This is a genomic window from Nocardia fusca NBRC 14340 (assembly GCF_001618425.1).
Taxonomy (GTDB): Bacteria; Actinomycetota; Actinomycetes; order Mycobacteriales; family Mycobacteriaceae; genus Nocardia; species Nocardia fusca.
Window position 1 is genome coordinate 37,472 of sequence record NZ_BDCU01000051.1, and the last position, 20,106, is coordinate 57,577.

Annotated in this window: 18 protein-coding genes; 12 read left to right on the forward strand and 6 right to left on the reverse strand. The window is 69.0% G+C overall.

What is annotated here, in order from left to right; all coding sequences use genetic code 11:
* Window positions 1-188: 188 nt before the first annotated feature.
* The 5 genes from NF4_RS30240 to NF4_RS30260 all read left to right on the forward strand — a co-directional run bounded on the left by NF4_RS30240 (window position 189) and on the right by NF4_RS30260 (window position 6,035).
* Window positions 189-1,361 carry an aminoglycoside phosphotransferase family protein gene (locus NF4_RS30240; protein WP_063130803.1) on the forward strand — a complete coding sequence of 391 codons (1,173 nt, stop codon included), beginning with the start codon at window positions 189-191 and terminating at the stop codon, window positions 1,359-1,361.
* 292 nt (window positions 1,362-1,653) lie between these two features.
* A complete protein-coding gene (locus NF4_RS30245) occupies window positions 1,654-2,937 on the forward strand; it encodes a cytochrome P450 family protein (protein ID WP_063130804.1) in 1,284 nt (427 codons plus the stop codon).
* 175 nt (window positions 2,938-3,112) lie between these two features.
* Complete coding sequence (locus NF4_RS30250; protein WP_439956781.1) at window positions 3,113-4,339, forward strand: acyl-CoA dehydrogenase family protein; 1,227 nt, start codon at window positions 3,113-3,115, stop codon at window positions 4,337-4,339.
* Window positions 4,340-4,465: 126 nt separating this feature from the next.
* Window positions 4,466-5,239 (forward strand): PaaI family thioesterase, encoded by a 774-nt coding sequence (locus NF4_RS30255; protein WP_063130805.1) that lies wholly within the window; start codon window positions 4,466-4,468, stop codon window positions 5,237-5,239.
* A gap of 79 nt (window positions 5,240-5,318) precedes the next feature.
* Window positions 5,319-6,035: a TetR/AcrR family transcriptional regulator gene (locus tag NF4_RS30260; RefSeq protein ID WP_063130806.1), complete on the forward strand. Its 717-nt coding sequence runs from the start codon at window positions 5,319-5,321 to the stop codon at window positions 6,033-6,035.
* Between the two features lie 374 nt (window positions 6,036-6,409).
* Here NF4_RS30260 and NF4_RS30265 read toward each other — a convergent pair whose 3' ends face one another.
* Window positions 6,410-7,273, reverse strand: a complete 864-nt coding sequence (locus NF4_RS30265) for an SDR family oxidoreductase (protein WP_063130807.1) — start codon at window positions 7,271-7,273, stop codon at window positions 6,410-6,412.
* Window positions 7,274-7,408: 135 nt separating this feature from the next.
* Window positions 7,409-7,810 (reverse strand): hypothetical protein, encoded by a 402-nt coding sequence (locus tag NF4_RS30270; RefSeq protein WP_063130808.1) that lies wholly within the window; start codon window positions 7,808-7,810, stop codon window positions 7,409-7,411.
* A gap of 502 nt (window positions 7,811-8,312) precedes the next feature.
* Here NF4_RS30270 and NF4_RS30275 point away from each other — a divergent pair.
* From NF4_RS30275 to NF4_RS30300, 6 genes are all read left to right on the forward strand, one after another.
* Window positions 8,313-8,921, forward strand: a complete 609-nt coding sequence (locus NF4_RS30275; RefSeq protein WP_063130848.1) for a DUF8020 domain-containing protein — start codon at window positions 8,313-8,315, stop codon at window positions 8,919-8,921.
* On the forward strand, window positions 8,918-9,655 hold the full coding sequence (locus NF4_RS30280; RefSeq protein ID WP_063130809.1) for an LppU/SCO3897 family protein: 738 nt from the start codon (window positions 8,918-8,920) through the stop codon (window positions 9,653-9,655). The genes NF4_RS30275 and NF4_RS30280 overlap by 4 nt, the downstream gene beginning before the upstream one ends.
* 85 nt (window positions 9,656-9,740) lie before the next feature.
* Complete coding sequence (locus NF4_RS30285) at window positions 9,741-11,393, forward strand: alkaline phosphatase D family protein (protein ID WP_063130810.1); 1,653 nt, start codon at window positions 9,741-9,743, stop codon at window positions 11,391-11,393.
* A 99-nt stretch (window positions 11,394-11,492) separates the two neighbouring features.
* Complete coding sequence (locus NF4_RS30290) at window positions 11,493-13,280, forward strand: GMC family oxidoreductase N-terminal domain-containing protein (RefSeq protein ID WP_063130811.1); 1,788 nt, start codon at window positions 11,493-11,495, stop codon at window positions 13,278-13,280.
* Window positions 13,281-13,543: 263 nt separating this feature from the next.
* Window positions 13,544-14,893, forward strand: coding sequence for an MFS transporter (locus tag NF4_RS30295; RefSeq protein WP_439956780.1), 1,350 nt, complete (start codon window positions 13,544-13,546; stop codon window positions 14,891-14,893).
* A gap of 24 nt (window positions 14,894-14,917) precedes the next feature.
* A complete protein-coding gene (locus NF4_RS30300; RefSeq protein WP_084533662.1) occupies window positions 14,918-15,379 on the forward strand; it encodes a PaaI family thioesterase in 462 nt (153 codons plus the stop codon).
* A 68-nt stretch (window positions 15,380-15,447) separates the two neighbouring features.
* Here the strand turns inward: NF4_RS30300 and NF4_RS30305 are convergent, their stop codons facing one another.
* Window positions 15,448-15,816, reverse strand: coding sequence for an Rv1352/Rv1906c domain-containing protein (locus tag NF4_RS30305; RefSeq protein WP_063130813.1), 369 nt, complete (start codon window positions 15,814-15,816; stop codon window positions 15,448-15,450).
* A 374-nt stretch (window positions 15,817-16,190) separates the two neighbouring features.
* On the opposite strand from NF4_RS30305, the gene NF4_RS30315 reads away from it, so the two are divergent.
* Window positions 16,191-17,297, forward strand: coding sequence for a CobW family GTP-binding protein (locus tag NF4_RS30315; RefSeq protein ID WP_063814753.1), 1,107 nt, complete (start codon window positions 16,191-16,193; stop codon window positions 17,295-17,297).
* On the opposite strand, the gene NF4_RS30320 is transcribed toward NF4_RS30315, so the two are convergent.
* Genes NF4_RS30320 through NF4_RS30330 form a run of 3 tightly spaced genes read right to left on the reverse strand, consistent with a single transcriptional unit; the run spans window position 17,249 to window position 20,029 of the window.
* Window positions 17,249-17,719: a molybdenum cofactor biosynthesis protein MoaE gene (locus tag NF4_RS30320; protein ID WP_084533663.1), complete on the reverse strand. Its 471-nt coding sequence runs from the start codon at window positions 17,717-17,719 to the stop codon at window positions 17,249-17,251. The genes NF4_RS30315 and NF4_RS30320 overlap by 49 nt on opposite strands.
* Window positions 17,712-18,809, reverse strand: a complete 1,098-nt coding sequence (moaCB, locus tag NF4_RS30325; protein WP_063130852.1) for a bifunctional molybdenum cofactor biosynthesis protein MoaC/MoaB — start codon at window positions 18,807-18,809, stop codon at window positions 17,712-17,714. The genes NF4_RS30320 and moaCB overlap by 8 nt, the downstream gene beginning before the upstream one ends.
* Window positions 18,806-20,029, reverse strand: a complete 1,224-nt coding sequence (locus NF4_RS30330; RefSeq protein WP_063130815.1) for a molybdopterin molybdotransferase MoeA — start codon at window positions 20,027-20,029, stop codon at window positions 18,806-18,808. The genes moaCB and NF4_RS30330 overlap by 4 nt, the downstream gene beginning before the upstream one ends.
* Between the last annotated feature and the right edge of the window lie 77 nt (window positions 20,030-20,106).

Consider the following 20,106-nt stretch of genomic DNA (forward strand, 5'->3'; position numbering starts at 1 on the left):
CGCGGCGTGCTCGAGCGGGCCGGGCCCGGCTCATTCGCCTCCCCATCGTAGAGTAATCGGCCGAAACCTGTTCCGGCGCAGCGAATATGGCGCAAAATCTAGAATCGTCTGTGCGAAGGAGAAAGTCCGGACCGGACGGTTCGGCACGGTGTGCGCTGTTTCGCGCGCATCCGGAAAGTGAGGCGGAAATGAATCACAAGCTCTGGCTGCTCGGCCGGCTCGCCGCGGTGGGCGGGCATATCCTCGGCGAGAAACTTACCGGGCACCGGGCCCGCGCGATAGACGATGTGCCCGCGTCCGGCGCCGCGCTCACCACCGAATGGCTGACCGCGGTGCTCTGCCGGGACGCCCCCGGCGCCGAAGTGGTCTCCTTCGACACCACGGGGGGCAGCAGCGGCACCTCCACACGGGTGGCGATCCGGGTGGAGTACAACGAGGCGGGCCGGGCGGCCGGGCTACCGGAGGCATTGTTCGCCAAGACCACGACTTCGCTGAGCCAGCGGATTCTGCTCGGCGGCGGCAAGATGATCGACGGCGAGACCCGGTTCTTCCGCGATTTCCGGCCGAAACTGGAGATCCAGGCCCCGCTCGGCTACTGGGGGGCGTCGGATCCGGCTTCGTGGCGGTCGATCGCGCTGATGGAGGATATCGCCGCCACCCGGGGTGCGGTGTTCAGTGAACCGACCGCCCCGATCGGCCGCGCCGAAATGGAGGATCTGGTCCGCAATCTCGCCCGGCTGCACGGGACATTCTGGGAGGACCCCTCCATCGAGGTGCTCAAGACCACCAACGAGGCGTTGCAGGCCTATCTCGCGGCCATCGATATGAAAACCCGCTGCGCGGTGGGTCTGGGCCGGGCGGCCGAAGTGGTCCCGGAAAGCCTGCACGGGCAGGCGGGCCGGTTGTGGGCCGGGGTCGAGCGTGCGGTGGACCTGGCCACGACCGAACTCCCGCATACCCTGCTGCACGGCGACCCGCATATCGGCCAGACCTACCGGACCACCGAGGGACGGATGGGTTATGTGGACTGGCAGGTCGTGATGCGTGGCGGCTGGGGGCACGATTTCGCCTATACGGTCAATTCCGGGTGTGAACCGGAGGACCGCCGGGCCTGGGCCGAGGAACTGTTGCGGGCATATCTGGAGGAACTGGCCGCGGCCGGCGGCGTGGCACCCGACTTCGATACGGCCTGGCTGATCTACCGGCAGCAGTCGATGTTCGCCTACGCGGCATGGGCGTTCACGATCGGCCGGGCCGCGTATCAGCCGGAGATGCAGTCGAAGGAGACCTGCCTCACACTTTTGCGACGGATCACCTCGGCCATCGACGACAATCGTTCACTGGACGCGCTCGGCGTGTGACAACCGTTGTGCCGGCCGGGCTTCGGATTCGCCGAGCCCGGCCGCGTCGCGGTGGCGGAAAAGCCGGTGAAATCTTCGGACCGGACCGATCGAAATTGTGCGGACTAGTCCAACAAAAACCCCAAAAGGACGGTCGTACAACTCGTTTCGAAATCGATCAGAGTTCGTGACCATGTCGTACCATCGCCTGGTTCCGGCTCGAGTCAGGAGATTCCTGCAGGAGGAGCCTCGAACCGGGATCGGCCGGTGGAAAACCATCGGCTCCGCAATCGGACGGTATGGAGTTTCGTTCTTGACTACCTCGGATTACCGAACACACGCACAGGCCCACGTGCACGGTTCGCCGATCGATTCCGATGATCCGCGGATACCGCTGTACCTGCCGGAATTCGCGGCCGATCCCCATCGGATCTACCGCGAGATGCGGGCTCGGTACGGGTCACTGGCGCCGGTGGAACTCGCCCCCGGCGTGCCCGCCACCCTGGTGATCGGATACAACACCGCCCTGCGAGTGCTCAACGATCCGGACCGTTTCCCCGCCGACCCCCGGGTCTGGCAGAAGGATATTCCGGCCGGGTGCCCGATCCTGCCGCTGCTGGAATGGCGCCCGATGGCCAGCCGTTGCGCCGGGCAGGAATTCGTGCGCTACCGGCAGGCGATCACGGCGAGCATGGACGAAGTGGACATGTACGCGATCCATACGGTCGTCGAGAATATCGCGGGCCCGCTGATCAACTCGTTCTGCGAGGACGGCCACGCGGAGCTGATCCAGCAGTACGTGTTCCCGCTGGCCTTCCAGGTGATCAACTATCTGCTCGGCTGCCCGCCGGAGATCGGTCAGCAGGTCGCGGCCGGGACGGCCGCGCTGCTCGAGGGGGTGGACGCCGAAGCCGGCAGCCGGATGCTGGGCGAGGCCCTGATGAACCTGGTGCTGCTCAAGCGCGAGCAGCCGGGTAGCGATATCACCTCGGTGCTGCTGCAGCATCCGGTCGAGCTGACCGAGGAGGAGGTCTCCCACCACGTTTCGCAGGTGTACGGCACCGGGATCGAATTCGAACTGAACCTCATCGTCAACACACTGCTGCTGATCCTCACCGACGAACGGTTCGGCGGCAGCGTCCTCGGCGGGAACCTCACCTCCCGCGACGCCCTGGACGAGGTGCTGTTCAACGACCCGCCGCTGGCCAATCTGCTGATCACCTATCCGCGGATGCCGATCCTGCTCGACGATGTGTGGCTGCCCGCGCACCAGCCCGTGGTGATCAGCATGGCGGCCTGCAACAACGACCCGGCCATCCGCACCTCGGAGTTGACGGGTAACCGCGCCCACCTGGCGTGGGGCCTGGGCCCGCACGCCTGCCCCGCCCAATCGCTGGCCTATATGGTCGCCGAGGGTGCCATCGATCAGTTGCTGGACGCGATACCGGAGATGCGCGCGGATTTCCCCGACGGCGAGCCGGTCTGGCGGCCGGGTCCCTTCCATCGATCGCTGGCGGGCCTGCCGGTGACATTTCCCCCGCAGGCGCCCCTGCCGGGATACGGGGACACCGCGGCCCGGCCCGCCGTCCGCGCCTGAGCGCGGCGGTCGGCCGTCCACGACAGGGTCCGAACCCCCCGGGGGTCCGGGCCCTTTGTCGTGCCCGTCCTGTGCCCGCCGGTTCCGCGAGGTCCAAGTACTTGAATCCGGATTCAAGTTTGGGCTACGGTCGGGAGGGCAACGAGCCGCCCCGACGATCGGAGTTCTCGTGGAACTGTTCACCTCGACCGAGCGTGCCCGCGAGTATCGGCGCACCCTGCTCGCGTTCATGGACGACAGCGTGTATCCGGCCGAGCCGGTCTACGCCGAGCAGATGGCCGCGGCGGGCGATCCGCATCATCACCCGCAGATCCTCGAGGATCTCAAGGCCGAGGCCAAGCAACGGGGGCTGTGGAATCTGTTCCACCCGCATCCGGAGTGGGGCCCGGGCCTGTCCAATCTGGAGTACGCGCCGCTGGCCGAGATCATGGGCCGTAGTCCGGCGCTGGCTCCCGAGGCGTGCAACTGCTCGGCGCCCGATACCGGCAATATGGAAGTCTTCACCCTCTTCGGTACCGAGGAGCACAAGCAGCGCTGGCTCGAACCGCTGCTGGCGGGCACCATCCGGTCGGCGTTCGCGATGACCGAGCCCGGGGTCGCCAGTTCCGACGCCACCAATGTGGAGATGCGGATGGAACGCGACGGCGACGAGTACGTGCTCAACGGCCGCAAGTGGTTCGCCTCCAATGCCATGCACGCCAATTGCAAGGTGCTCATCGTGATGGGCAAAACCGATCCGGACGCGCCCAAGCATCGGCAGCAGTCGATGATGGTGGTGCCGATCGACGCGCCGGGCGTCACCGTCGTCCGCAATCTCCCGGTGTTCGGTTATGTCGATCGGGAGGGGCACGCCGAGATCGAGTTCACCGATGTGCGGGTCCCGGTCACCGATGTACTGAAGGGCGAGGGGGAGGGTTTCGCGATCAGCCAGGCCCGGCTGGGCCCCGGCCGCATCCATCACGCCATGCGCGCGATCGGGATGGCCGAACGCGCGCTGGAACTCATGTGTGCCCGGGCGGATTCGCGGACCACATTCGGGCGCAAGGTCAGCGAACGGTCCAATATCCGGGACTGGATCGCCGAGGCCCGTATCGATATCGAACAGGCGCGGCTGCTCACCCTGAAAACCGCCTGGATGATGGATACGGTCGGCAACAAGGAGGCCCGCACCGAGATCGCCGCGATCAAGATCGCCGCGCCGGTGATGGCATTGCGGATCGTCGACCGGGCCATCCAGGTGTACGGCGCGGCGGGCGTGACCGAGGATTTCCCGCTCGCGAGCATGTACGCCCATCTGCGTACCCTGCGGATCGCCGACGGTCCCGACGAAGTACACAAACTGACGATTGCCCGGGCCGAACTCGGTAAGGCCCGGGCGGCGGCCGAAGCCGCCGGCAGCTAGTGGTTCCCGTCCGGGCTCGGGGACGTGGCCCGGGCGTCCCGGCTCCCCGCCCGATACGTTGGACAGGTCCGGTCGGCGCCCGGCTGTTTCCCCGGCGCGACCCGGACGGGCACGAGGAGGCAACCCATGACGGTCGAGACCGGAGCCGCGCCGCGGCGGCAGCACATCCTGCTGGAGTTGGGCTTCGCGACCGCGCGGGCCGGCGACGAGTTGCACGGGGCGGCGACGATCACCCCGCAGATGCACGTTCCCGGCACCGAGCGGCTGCGCACGTCGGTGCTGGCCACCTGGACCGATACGGTGACCGGGCTGCTGGCCGCGCTCACTCTGGGACCACGGGTGCCGGTCACCCTCGAACTCGATGTGCACCTGTACCGGCCGGCACCGGGTTCCGGCGAGGTCCGGGCGGTGGGGCGCAAGATCAAAGCAGGGCGGTCGGTGTTCGTCGCGGAGGTCGAATGGACCGTCGACGGCGAACCGTTCGCCTTCGGCGGCGGATCGTTCATGGTCTCGCCCGACGCGGACCTGCGGCTGCCCGCGGGGTTGAGCGTCGATATGCCGGTGTCGGACCGGCTGCTCGAGGTGCCGCTCGCCGAACGCGCGGGATGTGTGCGCCGCGCCCCCGGTACCGCGGTGCTGCCGCGCACCGACGACGGCCTGAACGCCTCCCGCACCGTCAACGGCGGACTGATCGCTCTCGCGGCGGAGGAGGCCATCCTGTCGCTGGCGCCCGGGTCCACGCTGAGCACCCTCGGTCTGCGCTACCTGCAACCGGCCCGGGTAGGGCCGGTGGTCGCCGACGCGACACTGCGGGCCGAGGTCGGCCGGGCGACGCTGCGCGATACCGGGAACTCCGATCGGATCACCACGCTGGCGACGGGCCGCCTGTTCCCGGCGTGAACGCGGTATCCGAGCCGGTGCGCGCCCGCCGCTACCGACTACCGGCCGGCGACCGGCCTTCGATGACGGCGAGTGACCGGTGAACGCCCGGCCGGACAGCACCTCGACGGGCGGGGCGACCGGCGGGGGAGCGGCTCCGGAGCTCGCGGCCGGTCGTTCGACCCGGCCCGCCCCGAAGAGCCGCCGGGGTATCCGCACACGCGCGGCACTGATCGAAGCGGCCCGGGAGGTTTTCGAAGCCGACGGGTTCGTGGATGCCCGGATCAGCGACATCACCCGGACCGCCGGGGTGGCGTCGGGGTCGTTCTACACCCATTTCGACAGCAAGGAAGAGGTTTTCGCCGCGGTCGTCGAGCAGGTCCGGGAGGAGATGCTGCATCCGCACGTCCGGGCGCGCGCCGGGAGCGACGATCCGCGCGACTGGATCGCCGCGGCGAACCGGGAGTATCTGCGGTCCTATCGGCGCAACGCGCGGCTGATGGCCGTCCTGGAGCAGGTGTCCCGGGTCGACCCGCAGTTCGCCGCGCTGCGGGCCGAGCGGGCCTCGGCGTTCATCGATCGCAATGCGGCGTTGATCCGCGATCTGCAGGAGCGCGGTCTGGTCACGGCGCGGTTGGACGCGCGGGTGACGGCGCTGGCGTTGTCGAGCATGGTGAGCAAGGTGGCGTATCTGGTGTTCGTGGAGGGGGAGCAGATCGAATTCGACACCTTGCTGGAGACACTCGACTGGATTTGGTGCAACGCTCTGCAACTGCCCGGACCACGCGGCGCGGGAACGGGTTCCGAGCGAATGTAGGAGTGCGGCGCGAGGTTGCGCTCGACGCCGCCGGTGGTGCCGCGGGTGAGCTGTGGTCGTATCGGGCCGGGAGCCGGGATCTGCGTGGGCCACCGCCGCGCAGGTCTGGCCGAAGTCGCTGGGCAGAGAATGACCGAAACCGGCCGCAGGACGGCGCCAGTGAACCGGTCCGTACCCAGCATGCCCGCATCTACGATTACGTTCTCGGCGGGAAGGATCACCGCCGGAGTGGCTGGATACACAGGTGAACTGCTGGGCCGGGGTGGCGCGGAAGCGATAGGCGTTCCGGTGGCCGGCCCGGGGCACCGCGGATCGGTTACGGACCGGGTGCCCGGTGCGCCCCGGGCACGTTCCCAGTGCAGGGCGGTCCGTGGTTACTCCGCACGCGGGGTCGCGGAGAAACCACGGAACCGGCGCAGGTAGCCGACGATGCGGCGCAGCGGCACCGCGCGCGGCCAATCGTCCGGACGGAAGTATGCGTCGGTCCCGCCGTCCACGAAAACAACGCTGCCGCAGAGGAATTCAGCGGCCGGCGACAGCATCATGTAGACCCAGTCGGCGATGTGTTCCGGTTTGCCGAAGCCGCCGGTGGGGACCGGGAACGCGTTGATCGCCTTGGCTTCGGCGGGGGAGGCGAGCTGGCGTTCGAGCAGCGGGGTGAGGATCGCGCCGGGGGCGATGACATTGAGCCGGATACCGGCCCCGGCCCATTCCGGCCGGACGGCCCGGCGGCGCACCCAGCGACTGACCGCGATCTTGGAGGCCGCGTACACGAACGGCGCGGCCTGCTTGCCGAAGATCTTCACCGTCCGGACAGCGCGTTCGGTATCGCCGGCCAGGAACGCCGCCACCGTCCGGCGGGGCACCGCGGGGACCGTGGTGGCGGAATTGCTGCCGAAGGCGACGACCCGCGCGGATCCGGTCGCCGCGAGCGCGGGCCGCCAACCCTCCAGTAGCTCGACCGTGCCGAGATAGTTCACCGCGGCGATCACCGGCAACCGGGCGGGATCCGGTACCGGCCCCAGCCCGGCCGCGAGTACGGCGCCGTCGAGGCGGCCGTCCGCGGCGGTCAGTACCGCGTCTATCGCACTGCGCCGGCCCGCGGCGGTGGCGAGGTCGGCGACGATATCGGTCTCCTGGATGTCCACCCCGATCACGCGGTGGCCCGCGGCGGTCAGTTTGTCGGCGACCGCCCTGCCCATCCCCGACGCCGCACCCGTGACCGCGTAGACACCCATCCGAAATCCCTTCGTCCGGCCCGGGACTGCCGTCCCGGGCCATTCGACGGAGTCTGTCAAAAGTACGGAGTCTGTCAAGCGGCCTGGAGGGTTCCGGTCGGCGATCGCGACCGGCTGCCGGTCCGTACCGCCCGGTCAGCCGGGCAGGCGCAGATACTCGGGCAGGGTGAAGCAGACGATGCCGAAGTCGTAGCCCTTCTGCACGTACACCTCGGTGCCCACACCGTCGGCCGATACCGAATGCCGCCCGTACATCGTCGGCGCCCAGTCGGCGGTGAAGGTGTCGGGGCCCACCTGCTCGATCGGCCCGAAGGTGCCGCCGGGCTCCCCGTTCACCCGGTCCGCCAAGACGCCCACTCCGTCCCCGCGGACCGTCACGGTGTAGGTGCAGCCGGTCCCGTACTGGACGAAGCCCAGACCGAAACCTCCGGAGACACTCACGTTCGACACCGCGGCCGAGGCGCCGGGTGCGGGCCCGAACGCGGTCGCGGCGGTGAGGGCGCAGGCGGTGAGAAGCGTGTGTGCGGCGGTCGTCATGGCGTGTGCTCCGGTCGGATCGACGGTGGGGACACGGTGGAACGTCCTGTAAGTAGTGCAGCACTCCGGGGTCGCGCGCCATAGTCCACGGCGATCACGAAGTAGTTCCGGTTGACGCCGGAGATAGCGGAGGCGAGGCCGCCGCACCCGGCCACCCGCCCCCGCGAAGACTGGCACATTCGGGCGGGTATGTAACACCTCGCGGCCTTCCGGTGAATAACCGGGCGTAAAAGTTATGGCCACTGGACGATTGCCGACGGAATGCTGGTGGGGCCGGTGCTGGTGTCACGGTGATATCGCAGAGTCGTATAACAGTTGACCGAAGCGAGTATCGCGGAATTGCCGCCGACCACCTCGGTTATTGGGCAGCAATTTAAAGGATGGATTTTCCGTTTAATTCCTGATATGCACTCGAACTCCGAATATCGGTATGGTCCTGTGCGCGAATGAAATCGCAGCCGTCCCGCCCAGGGTCGGTTCACGTGAGAAGGAATTGAACGTCATGAAGTTCGGCACTTTCGCCGCTACCGCACTTCTGTCCGTCGCCGCTGTAGGGATTTCCACCGGCGTGGTGCACGCCGAACCCGCGGCTCCGGCTCCGGAGATCAAGAGCGAGGGCGTCGACCAGGGCGTCGCCTACGAGACCAGCGTCGACCAGAAGACCCAGACAATCACCACCGAGGTCCACGACGGGCGGTTCGAACTGACGCCGGACGGCGCCAAGGCCGTACTCAAGGCCGTCAGCGGTGCCGTGGTGGCCGAAGTGCCGCTGCAGTACGAGATCTCCGGTAGTGAGATGGCGGTGGCCCACGAGATCAGCGCCGACGGGACCACTCTCGAGCTGACCCCGACGGTCACCGCCGAGAACATCGGTGAGATGCGGCCGGTCAGCTCGATGGCCCGGCTGACCACCGAACTGCAGGAGAACGTCGTCGGCGTCGCGGCGGGCGCGGTGCTCGGCGGTCTGCTCGGCGCGCTCATCGGGCTCGGTTTCCTCAGCATCATCACCGGTCCGATCGGTCTGGTCGTGGGTGCGGTGGCCGGCGGTTACATCACCGGCGGGCAGCCGTTCGTCGACGCGGTCATGGCCGTGCTGCGCGGGGAACCGTGACCCAGCCGGGCCCGGACGAGGACGGCGGGCGTCCGCCGCTCTCACAGCAGGACAAACGCGCCCGGGTCGGCGCCACCGCCGCCGCGATCGCCATCGCGGCGGTGGTGACCTCGATCGTGCTCGGCATCGGCGTGGCCGCGCTGCTGGCCACCGCCGGAAGTGACGAGACGACAGAGGATCTCGCCGCGCCGGCCGCGGTCGAGACGTCGGCCGCCACCGGCGTGACCGAGACCTCGCCCGCCCCGGTGGCGCCGCCGTCGGTGCTGGTGCCGTCGACGGTCCCGCCGACGGTCCCGCCGACGACCACCCCCTCCGCGGTCGGTATCGCGGGTTCGGCCAACAAAGAGGCCAAGCAGGCCCCACCGAAGGTCGAGGTCGCGGCCGGGGAGTGCCTGAGCGCGTTGGGGGACAAGGAGGTCACCAAGGCCGCATGCGGTAGCGCGGAATCCCGGTACAAGGTGGTCGCTGCCGGTCCGGCGGGCACCGCCTGCCCCTCCGACGCCGACTCGGGTCACACCCTCGGCGAGACGACCCTGTGCCTCGATATCGACTGGGTCGTCGGCAGCTGTGTGGATGTCTCGGGCGACCAGCCGCAACGTACGGAATGCGGGCCGGGCGGGGTACAGGTGATCAGCATCCTGCCGGACACGGTGAACGTGAACGCGTGCCCGTCGGCCGACCGCGGGTTCGTCTACGACGAACGCCGGTTCGTGGTCTGTATCGGCGATCGATAGACCGGTCCGGTTGCCCGGTCACGGGACCGGGCGACCGGACTCCGCCACGATCGTTCCGGCGAAACCGGCCGGGTTAAGCTGATTCATGGCTCTGTCCCGACGTCGGTTACTGCAGGCGGGCACCGTCGGCGCGGCCGCGCTGCTGGCCGGCGCGGGTCTGGCGAGCAGCGCTCCGTACCGGGCGCCGCGATGGCTCGGCGATCCTTTCACGCTGGGGGTGGCGTCCGGGGATCCATTGCCCGACGGGATCGTGCTGTGGACCCGGCTGGCCCCGGACCCGTTCGCGCCCGATGCGCTCGGCGGCACCGCCCGCGCGCCGGTCACCGTCGAGTACGAGGTCGCCGAGGACGAACATTTCCGCCGGATCGCCGCCCGCGGCAGCGCGCTCGCCACCCGCGAACTGGCCCACAGTGTGCATCCGGAGGTCCGGGGACTGGCACCGGATCGCTGGTACTACTACCGCTTCCGCGCCGGCGCCGCGATCTCCCCGGTGGGCCGTACCCGCACCGCCCCCGCCGCGGGTGCGCGGGTGGCGCGGTTGCGCTTCGCCTTCGCCTCCTGCCAGCACTGGAGTTCCGGCTACTACACCGCCTATCGGCATCTGTGCGACGAAGATCTCGATTTCGTAGTGCACCTGGGCGATTACATCTACGAGAAGGAATGGGCCCGCGGTCGCGCGGGCATCGCGATCCCGGAGACACTGCGTGCGGAGGCCGCCGATCTCACCGGTTACCGGCTGCGGTACGCGCAGTACAAGGCCGAACCCGAACTGCGGGCCGCGCACGCCGCGTTCCCCTGGATCTGCACTTTCGACGATCACGAGATCGACAACAACTGGGCCGGTTTCGATCCGGGCGCCGGGATCGATATCCATCTGCTGCCCGCCCTGTTCCGGCGGCGTCGCACGGCCGCGTTCCGGGCGATGTACGAACATCTGCCGCTGCGTATCGACCAGCTACCCGCCGGACCCTACATCCGGATGCACCGTCGCTATGCCTTCGGTGATCTCGCCGATCTCACCATGCTCGACACACGCCAGTACCGAACGTCGCTGGTCTGCGGTGACGGTGGGAACCTGGTGGTCGACTGCCCGGATCGCTTCGCGGCGGACCGCACGATCCTGGGTGCGCCGCAACGTGAGTGGCTGATCGACGGCCTCACGCGCTCCCCGGCCCGGTGGCAGATCCTGGGCAATCAGGTCGCGATGGCACAGTCCGACCAGGACCCCGGCCCGGCGGTCGCGGTGGGGACCGACGCCTGGGACGGCTATGTCGCCGACCGCGACGCGGTACTCGCCGCGGCGGCGGCGCGCGGGCGCGGAAACCTGGTGGTGCTCACCGGTGACCGGCACGAGAACTACGTGGTCGATCTGCGCGGGAACTACCGCGACCCGCACGCCCCGGTGGTGGCCACCGAGTTCACCGGGACCTCGATCACCACCGGACGCGACGGCGCCGACCTGCCGCCGCGGGGCCGGACGCTGCTGGCGGCCAACCCGGATATGAAGTTCTTCAACGGCCAGCGGGGTTATGTCCGGGTGGAGGTCGACGAGCGGCTGTGGCGCAGCGACTACCGGGTGGTGCCCTATGTCGGGCGTCCCGGGGCGCCGATCGGTACCCGGGCCAGCTATGTCGTGGAGCACGGCCGGCCCGGCGCGCAGGCCGACCGGGACCCCGGGGTCGCGGTGCCCGACGCGGAGGTTCCCGGTCCGGCTCCGATGGCAGAGGCCGGACGGTGAGCGGGAAGGGCGGTTGCCAGGACAGGTTGGCCGAAAGTACCGATTTCTTGTCCGCGGGTATGTGCTCCCGACGGTGACCCAGGCCATAGTCTCGGAAAGATGTCCAGTTCCGCAACGAGCACCGGCACCGGCGCCGGGCCCGGCCAGACCTTCGACTACGACGTCCTCGTCATCGGCTCCGGATTCGGGGGCAGCGTCAGCGCCCTGCGGTTGACCGAGAAGGGATACCGGGTCGGCGTCCTCGAGGCCGGCCGCCGCTTCGCCGACGACGAATTCGCCAAAACGTCCTGGCGAGCCAGGCAGTACCTGTGGGCGCCGTATCTCGGCTGCTTCGGTATCCAGCGGCTCGCGCTGCTGAAGAACACCCTCATCATGGCCGGGGCGGGAGTCGGCGGTGGCTCCCTGGTCTATGCCAACACCCTCTACGAGCCGCCGGAAAAGTTCTTCCGCGACGGCCAGTGGGCGGGTATCACGGACTGGAAAGACGAACTCACGCCCTACTACGACCAGGCCAAACGCATGCTGGGCGTGACCACGAATCCGGCGACCACGCCGACCGACCGGGTCTTCCTGGAGGTCGCCGAGGAACTGGGCGTCGCCGATTCCTATCAGCGGACGCCGGTCGGCGTCTTCTTCGGCGGTCCCGGGAGCCGGCCCGGCGACGATGTACCGGATCCGTATTTCGGGGGCGCCGGGCCCGCGCGCCGCACCTGCACCCACTGCGGCGAATGTATGACGGGCTGCCGCCACAACGCCAAGAACACCCTGGTCAAGAACTACCTGTACCTGGCCGAGCAGGCCGGTGCCACGGTGCACGCCCTGCGCACCGTCACCGATGTGAAACCGCTGTCCGGCGGCGGCTACACGGTGGCGACGGTGACGACCGGGCGCTGGCTGCGCAAAAAACGCACCACCTTCACCGCCGAGCAGGTGATCTTCTCCGCGGCCTCCCTGGGCACGCAGCGGCTGCTGCACAAACTGCGCGACTCCGGGTCGCTGCCCGATATCTCCGGCCGGCTGGGCTTCCTGTCCCGGACCAATTCCGAGGAACTGCTCGCGATCCGCAGCCGGGACAAGAACAGCGATTTCACCAAGGGGGTGGCCATCACCTCCTCGATCCACCCCGATCACGACACCCATATCGAACCGGTGCGCTACGGCAAGGGCAGCAATGTCATCTCGCTGATGGGCAGTGTCATGGTCGACGAGGAACCGGGTGTGTCCAAACGCCGGCTGTGGTTGCGCGAGATCTGGCGCAACCGTCGGGACCTGCCGCATCTGCACAACCCGCGGGGCTGGTCGGAACAGATGATCGGACTGCTGGTGATGCAGTCGGTGGACAATTCGATCACCACCTACACCAAACGCGGGCTGTTCGGCCGCAAGATGACCACCCGGCAGGGTGAGGGCGCTCCCAACCCGACCTGGATCCCGGCCGGGCACGAGGTGGGCCGCCGGGTCGCCGACAAAATCGACGGTATCGCCGGCGGGGCCACCAGCAGTGTGTTCAATATTCCGATGACCGGCCATTTCATCGGCGGCTGTGTGATCGGGGAGAGCGCCGAGACCGGTGTCGTGGACCCCTACCAGCGGCTCTACGGCTATCCGGGGCTGCACGTGATCGACGGTTCGACCATTTCGGCCAACCTCGGCGTCAACCCCTCCCTCACCATCACCGCACAATCCGAACGCGCGGTGGCGATGTGGCCGAACAAGGGCGAGGCGGATCCCCGGCCGCCGCTCGGCGCGCCCTATCGGCGGGTCGCCCCCGTCGCCCCGGTGTCGCCGGTGGTCCCGGAGTCGGCGCCCGCGGCGCTGCGGCTGCCGCTCATCGAGGTGAACCATCGACCCGACCCCGCCGCGGTCGGCGGTGAGGGGTCGCGCTGAGCGGCCGGGAAGACCGGCCCGCGGACGGCCGCCGCGGGCGTGTCCGGGGTCGGTTCTCCCGCGGGTGTGAGCGCCTTCACATACGCTGGTAAGTAGCTGATGAGAGGTGCCCGGTGCCCCGGCCCCGGTGCTGTGAGCGTTTACCCAGGGAAAATCCCGGGTAACGGATTGAGGTCGATACTCGCCGGAACCCGGTCGCCGGCGAGCGAGACGTCATGGGTCGGCCGGGCCGACACGGACGCACGCGCCGGAGAGGACTGACCGTGACGGACCAGAAGCCGGAACCAGACCAGGTCGAATCACCGCAACTCAAGAGGTCGGTGGCGGCCTCGGCAATGGGCAATGCCACCGAATGGTTCGACTACGGTGTCTACGCCGCAACCGCCACCTATCTGACCGACGCATTCTTCCCCGGGGAACTCGGCACCCTCGGCACCATGCTCGGCTTCGCCATCTCCTTCGTCCTGCGGCCGGTCGGCGGTATGGTCTGGGGGCCGCTGGGCGACCGGGTGGGCCGCAAAGTGGTGCTGGCCACCACCATCCTGCTCATGGCCGCCGCCACCGGCATGATCGGTGTGCTGCCGACCCACAGCCAGGTCGGGGTGCTCGCCCCCATCCTGCTGATCCTGCTCCGTGTGGTGCAGGGTTTCTCGACCGGTGGCGAGTACGGGGGCGCGGCCACCTACCTGGCCGAATGCGCGAGCGACAAGAAGCGCGGCTTCCTCGGCAGCTTCCTGGAGTTCGGCACCCTCGGCGGTTTCGTCGGTGGTTCCGCGGTCGTACTGCTGTGCCAGCTCATCCTCGGTTCGGACGCCATGCACGATTGGGGCTGGCGGATCCCGTTCCTGATCGCCGTCCCGCTGGGCGCCATCGGCTGGTACCTGCGGACCAAGCTCGACGAATCGCCGGTGTTCACCGAGGTCAACGAGCAGGAGCATCCCGAAGGCGGGCTGCGGGTGCTGGTCACCACCTACAAGCGTGAGCTGCTGACCCTGTCGGGCCTGGTCATCGCGCTGAACGTGGCGAACTACACCCTGCTCACCTACCAGCCGACCTATCTGCAGAACACCATCGGCCTCGGCGAGTCCACCACCACCGCCATGATGCTCGTGGGCCAGGTGGCGATGATGGCCTGTGTCCCCTTCTTCGGCCGGTTGTCCGACCGGACCGGGCGGCGGCCGCTGTGGCTGTTCTCGCTGGTCGGGCTGGCGGTGCTGTCCGTACCGATGTACTGGCTGATGGGCGTGGGCACCGGCTGGGCGATCGTGGGCTTCGTCGTGCTGGGCCTGCTCTACGTTCCGCAGCTGTCCACGATCAGCGCGACCTTCCCGGCCATCTTCCCGACCCATGTGCGCTACGCCGGGTTCGCCCTGGCCTACAACGTGTCCACGGCCGCGTTCGGTGGTACCGCTCCGCTGGTGAACGAGGCGGTGATCGAAGCTACGGGATGGAGCCTGTTCCCCGCCCTCTATATGGTGGCCGCCGCGTTGATCGGTCTGGTGGCATGGTATTTCCTGCGGGAGACCGCCGGGACGTCGTTGCGCGGCACCGAGGTGCCCGATGCCGCCGAACCCGACCCGCCGGCCACCGAAGAGAAGCAAATCGTCGCGTGATCCATCGGAAGGGCCGACCCTGTTATGAGTGATGTCCGCAACCCGCCCGTCGCCGAGGTCGTGAATTCGGCGCTGGAACAGACCATCCCGGTGGCGCACCGGATGGGGGTGCACGCCGAGGAGGTGCGCCGCGGGTACGCCGCAGCCACGGTGCCCGTCGAGGGCAACGGCAACCATTTCGGTGTCATGTACGCCGGGGTGCTGTTCACCGTGGGCGAGATCCTGGGCGGAGCCATCGCGGTGGCCAGTTTCGACACCACACGGTTCTATCCGCTGGTGAAGGACCTGCGGATCGTGTTCCGGAAACCGGCGACCACCGCGGTCCGCGCCCAGGCCACCCTGGACGACGCCGAGATCGATCGGATCGCGGCCGAGGCCGCCGCCAACGGTAAAGCGGATTTCACGCTGCGCGCGGTGCTCAGCGATGCCGACGGTGTGGTCGTCGCCGAAACCGAAGGGCTGTACCAGCTGCGCGCCCACCGGTGACAGGCCGCCGCGGTGACACCGGCCCGGCCCCCCGTATCGGGGGAGCCGGGCCGCGGGCGGTCGTGGATTCAGTGTCCGGCCGAACCGGTCGGCGTCGGCGGGACCATGCGCCAGGGTCCGCAGTTCTCGGTCTTGAAGCCCGCGTCGGTCGGTTTCACGATGACCCGGATCGGGCCCAGCTTGGTGTAGTTGTTCTCGATGATGTAGCTCATATTCGTGTTGTTGCCCTCGATCAACCGCAGCCGCCGCCAGTCGCAGCTGCGGGTCGGATCGGCGGGCCCCGGCGATTCCCACGTTCCGGGCCGGATATCGACGCCGACCCGGTAGACACCGTCGTGCGGTATGTGATCCGCGGGCTCGGCCGCCGCGATACCGCCGCCCAGCACGGTCGCCGCCGACAACACCGCACCGGCGATCAGAAACGTGCCTGCACGCATTCGTTCTCCTCGGTATTTCTCTGCTTCTCGATACAGCGAGATCCTCCCGATCTCCCCGGCACGTCTACCAGAGTCGTGCTACCGATTTCGGAGAATCGCGATATTTCCGGAGAATCGCGGAAAATACTCCGTACTTTCGTTGCGAGTGGCCCGGCCGCGGTCGTCCGCATCTCCGGTGCCGGCGGGCCGTGCGTGGCCGGGCAGCTCGCCCACGGCAATATGCCCGCTACCGGTCACGGTGTCGCGGTATTCGAACGAGTCCGGTTCCGGGCGAGTCGCCGACAACGGCCCGAGGCCGGCCGGTCCGTAACCGGCCGGGCGGGACCGAGGGACCTCGACCCCGCGCACCGAAGACGCGCCAATACTATTGCCCGGTGGCTGAGCGTATACCCGTGGTGATCGTGGCCGGATTCCTCGGTGCGGGAAAGACCACTCTTCTCAACGACCTGTTGCGCAACAACCGGGGTACCCGGATCGGGGTGGTGGTCAACGATTTCGGTGCCGTGAACATCGACGCCATGCTGGTGGCGGGCCAGGTCGACGCCATGGTGTCGCTGGGCAACGGCTGTGTGTGCTGCGCGGTGGACGTCTCCGAACTCGACGAGCTGTTCGCCCGGTTGACCGAGCCCCGCGCCGGTATCGATGTGATCGTGGTGGAGGCCAGCGGTCTGGCCGAACCGCGCAATCTGGTGCGCATGGTGGTGGGCAGCGAGAACTCGCGGATCCGCTACGGCGGGCTGCTCGAAGTGGTGGACGCGGGGGAGTTCGCCGGGAGCCGGGCGCGGCACCCGGAACTGGCGAGCCATCTGCGCCTGGCCGACCTGGTGGTGGTGAACAAGGCCGACCGGGTCGGTGCCGCGCAACTGGACGGGTTGCGCGCCGAGATCACGGAACTGACCGGGGGCGCACCGGTGTACGCGACCACGCGCGGACGGATCGATCCGGGTTTGCTGTTCGATCCGCGCCGCCGCGGCGAACCCCGTATCGGCGAGCAGTTGAGTCTCGACGAACTGCTGCGCGAGGAGCACACGCACGACGAGCACGACGGTGACCACCGGCATCTGCACGACGATTACACCAGTGTGGTGTTCACCGAGACCGCGGCGCTGCATCCGCGCCGACTGGTCGACTTCCTGGAGAAACCGCCCGCCGGACTTTTCCGGGCGAAAGGTTTCCTCACCTTCGCCGCGCCGGGGCCCGGCCGTTTCCTCCTGCACCTGGTCGGCCGCGCGATCACCCTGGAACCGGCCGACCGGGTCGCCCGCGGCGCCGGAACGGAACTGGTGCTCATCGGCACCGGTCTGGATACCGACGCGGTACTGGAACGGTTGCGCGCGACTGTGCACAGTGGACCCGAGAGCCTGGACGATCAGGAGATGCTCGCGGTCTGGCGCTACGTCCCCGATATCGCGCGGGAGGCGGCCGACGACGACTACCCGCAGGCGTTGACCCATTCGGAGAGCCCGTCGGCGAACAGTTGACGTTTCCAGATCGGCACTTCGTGTTTGATCCGGTCCACCAGCGTCGAGCATGCCGCGAAGGCCTCGGCGCGATGCGGTGCGGCCACCGCCGTCACGATCGCCAGATCGCCCACCACCAGGTCACCGACGCGGTGCACGGCCGCCACCGGCAGACCGCTCGATTCGGCGACCGAGGCGCAGCATTCGCGCAGGAAACGGATGGCATCCGGATGTGCCGAGTACTCCAGCGCCGAAACCGTCTGGCCGCCGTCGTGATCGCGGACCACGCCGGTGAACAGGACCACCGCCCCGTGGTGCGGTCCGCGGACGGCCGCGTCGACCACCGCGGGATCCAGGGCCCGGTCACTGATCTCGGCGAGCCGTACTCCGCCGATTGCCGCGGGGTGCTCGCGGCCGGGGGTGCCGGTGGACAGGTCAGGCATGTGCGCTCTCGTTCCCGATAGTCTTCTCCCGCGGCGCGGCGGGGGTCTCCCGCGCACTGTCGTTCTCGTGCGCACCGCCGCCGGCCACCTGCGCGAGCAGATGCGTGAGCAGCGGTTCCAGCACCGCGATACCGTCTTTCACCCCGCCCGGGGAACCGGGCAGGTTCACCACCACCGAACGGCCGGCCAGACCCGCGACGCCGCGGCTGAGCGCGGCAAGCGGGAACTTCGCCGTGCCGCGCTGCCGGATCGCCTCGGCGACCCCGGGCAGTTCCCGGTCCAGCAGGGCCGCGGTCGCCTCCGGGGTGCGGTCGGTGGGGGAGGCGCCGGTACCCCCGGTGGTCACCACCAGGTCGGGGGCGGTGTGCAGCGCGTCGGCCAGACCGTCGGCGATCTCGGCGTCGGCGTAGACGAGGGGGCCGCGCACCGTGTATCCGAGATCGCGCAGCCAGGACACCAGCCGTGGTCCGGTGGTGTCGGTCCGGGTTCCGGCCGCCGCGCCGGTGGAGGCCACCAGCACCACCGCGGTGCCGCTGATATCGCTTCGGGCGGTGGCCGCATGGGTTTCCGCTTCGGAGTGCGGCACCGGATGCGGGGCGATGCCGGTATCGGCAGCCGACTGCGCGCGGGTCCAGTGGCCGCGTTTTCCGCCTTCTTTGCTGAGCAGGCGTACGCCGTTCAGCTCCGCCGCCGGGTCGACCGCTTTCACCATGTCGTGCAGGGTGAGGCCGGCCACGGCCACCGCCGTCAGCGCTTCCATCTCCACCCCGGTGGGTCCGGTGGTCTTGGCGGTGGCCTCGATAGTGATCGTGGAGTCGGTGAAACCGAATTCGACCTTCACCGAGGACAGCGCGAGCTGATGGCACAGCGGAATGAGTTCGGAGGTCTTCTTGGCGCCCGCGATCCCGGCCAGCCGGGCGGTCGCGAGCACATCGGCCTTCGGCATATCGTCGGCGCGCACCAGCGCCACCACCTCCGCGGTGGTGCGCAGTTCCCCGCCCGCGACGGCGATCCGCGCGGTATCGGCCTTGGCGCTCACATCCACCATGCGGGCGCGGCCTTCGGCATCCACATGTGACAACTCGCTCATAGCGTCCACACTCGCACAGTCGCGCCCGGCGCGAGTTCGGTCACCGCGGCCGGAATATCGATCAGCACATCGGCCGCCGCCATACTCGCGACGAGATGGGAACCGGGTCCGGAAACCACCTCCACGGCGTGCGGCCGTGTCCCGTGGCGGACCAGCCGCCCGCGCAGGAACTGGCGGCGGCCCTCCGGCGAGCGGCGCACCGCGCCCAGCAGCGGAAGCTCGTATTCGGGTACCGGGTCCAGCCCGGCGAGGTGGCGCAGGATCGGCCGGGCCAGTACCTCGAAGGACACCACCGCGCTCACCGGGTTCCCCGGGAAACTCAGCACCGGCACACCGTCGACGACCGTGAGGCCCTGGGGGCCGCCCGGTTGCATGGCCACCGAGCCGAAATCGCCCCCGAGCGGGATGAGGACCTCCCGGACGACCTCGAAATCGCCCTTGGACACCCCGCCCGTGGTGATCACCAGATCGGCGGCGGCGGTCGCGGAGCGGAGCAGCTGCCGGAACTCCCCGGGTTCGTCCCCGCAGTGTTCGACACCGGCCACCGCGACACCGTTGGCGGTGAGCGCGGCCGCCAGTGCGATTCCGTTGGAGTTGTAGATCTGCCCCGGCCGCAGCTCGGCTCCGGCGGGCACCAACTCGCTTCCGGTGCTGACGACGACCGCACGCACCGGTGCGAACACCGGGACCCGGCCGACACCCGCCGCGGCCAGCGCCGCGATATGACGCGGGGCGAGCACCGTCGCGGCGGGGACCAGTTCGGCACCCGCCCGGATATCGCTGCCCGGCTCCCGGACGAACTCGCCGGCCGAGCGGCCGCGGGCGATCCGCACCGAGTGCTCGTCGGCGGTTGTATCCTCCACCGGGACCACGCAGTCGGCGCCCGCCGGTACCGGCGCCCCGGTCATCACCTTGCGCGCGGTCCCCGGCGCCAGCGCTTCATGGCCGGGATCACCGGCGGCGATCACGCCGGTGAGTGGCAGGGTCACCGGGGCGACCGCGACATCCTGCGCGCGCACCGCGTAGCCGTCCATGGCGGAGTTGCGGAAAACGGGCAGATCGATCGGCGCGTGCTGATCCTGTGCCGACCGGCGTCCGAGCGACTCGGCCACCGGGACGTACTCCACCGGCCGGGCGGCCAGCGGCCGCAACAGCTGTTCGATGGTGTCGCGATAGTCGTCCACCGACCGGACCGGACGACTGGCGGGCCGAGAAATCATAAGCTCAGACTAGTAGCGCGCACCGGACGATCGCCGCCCGTCGTGGCCTACAGCGGCGCGCGGGCGGGGTGCCCGAT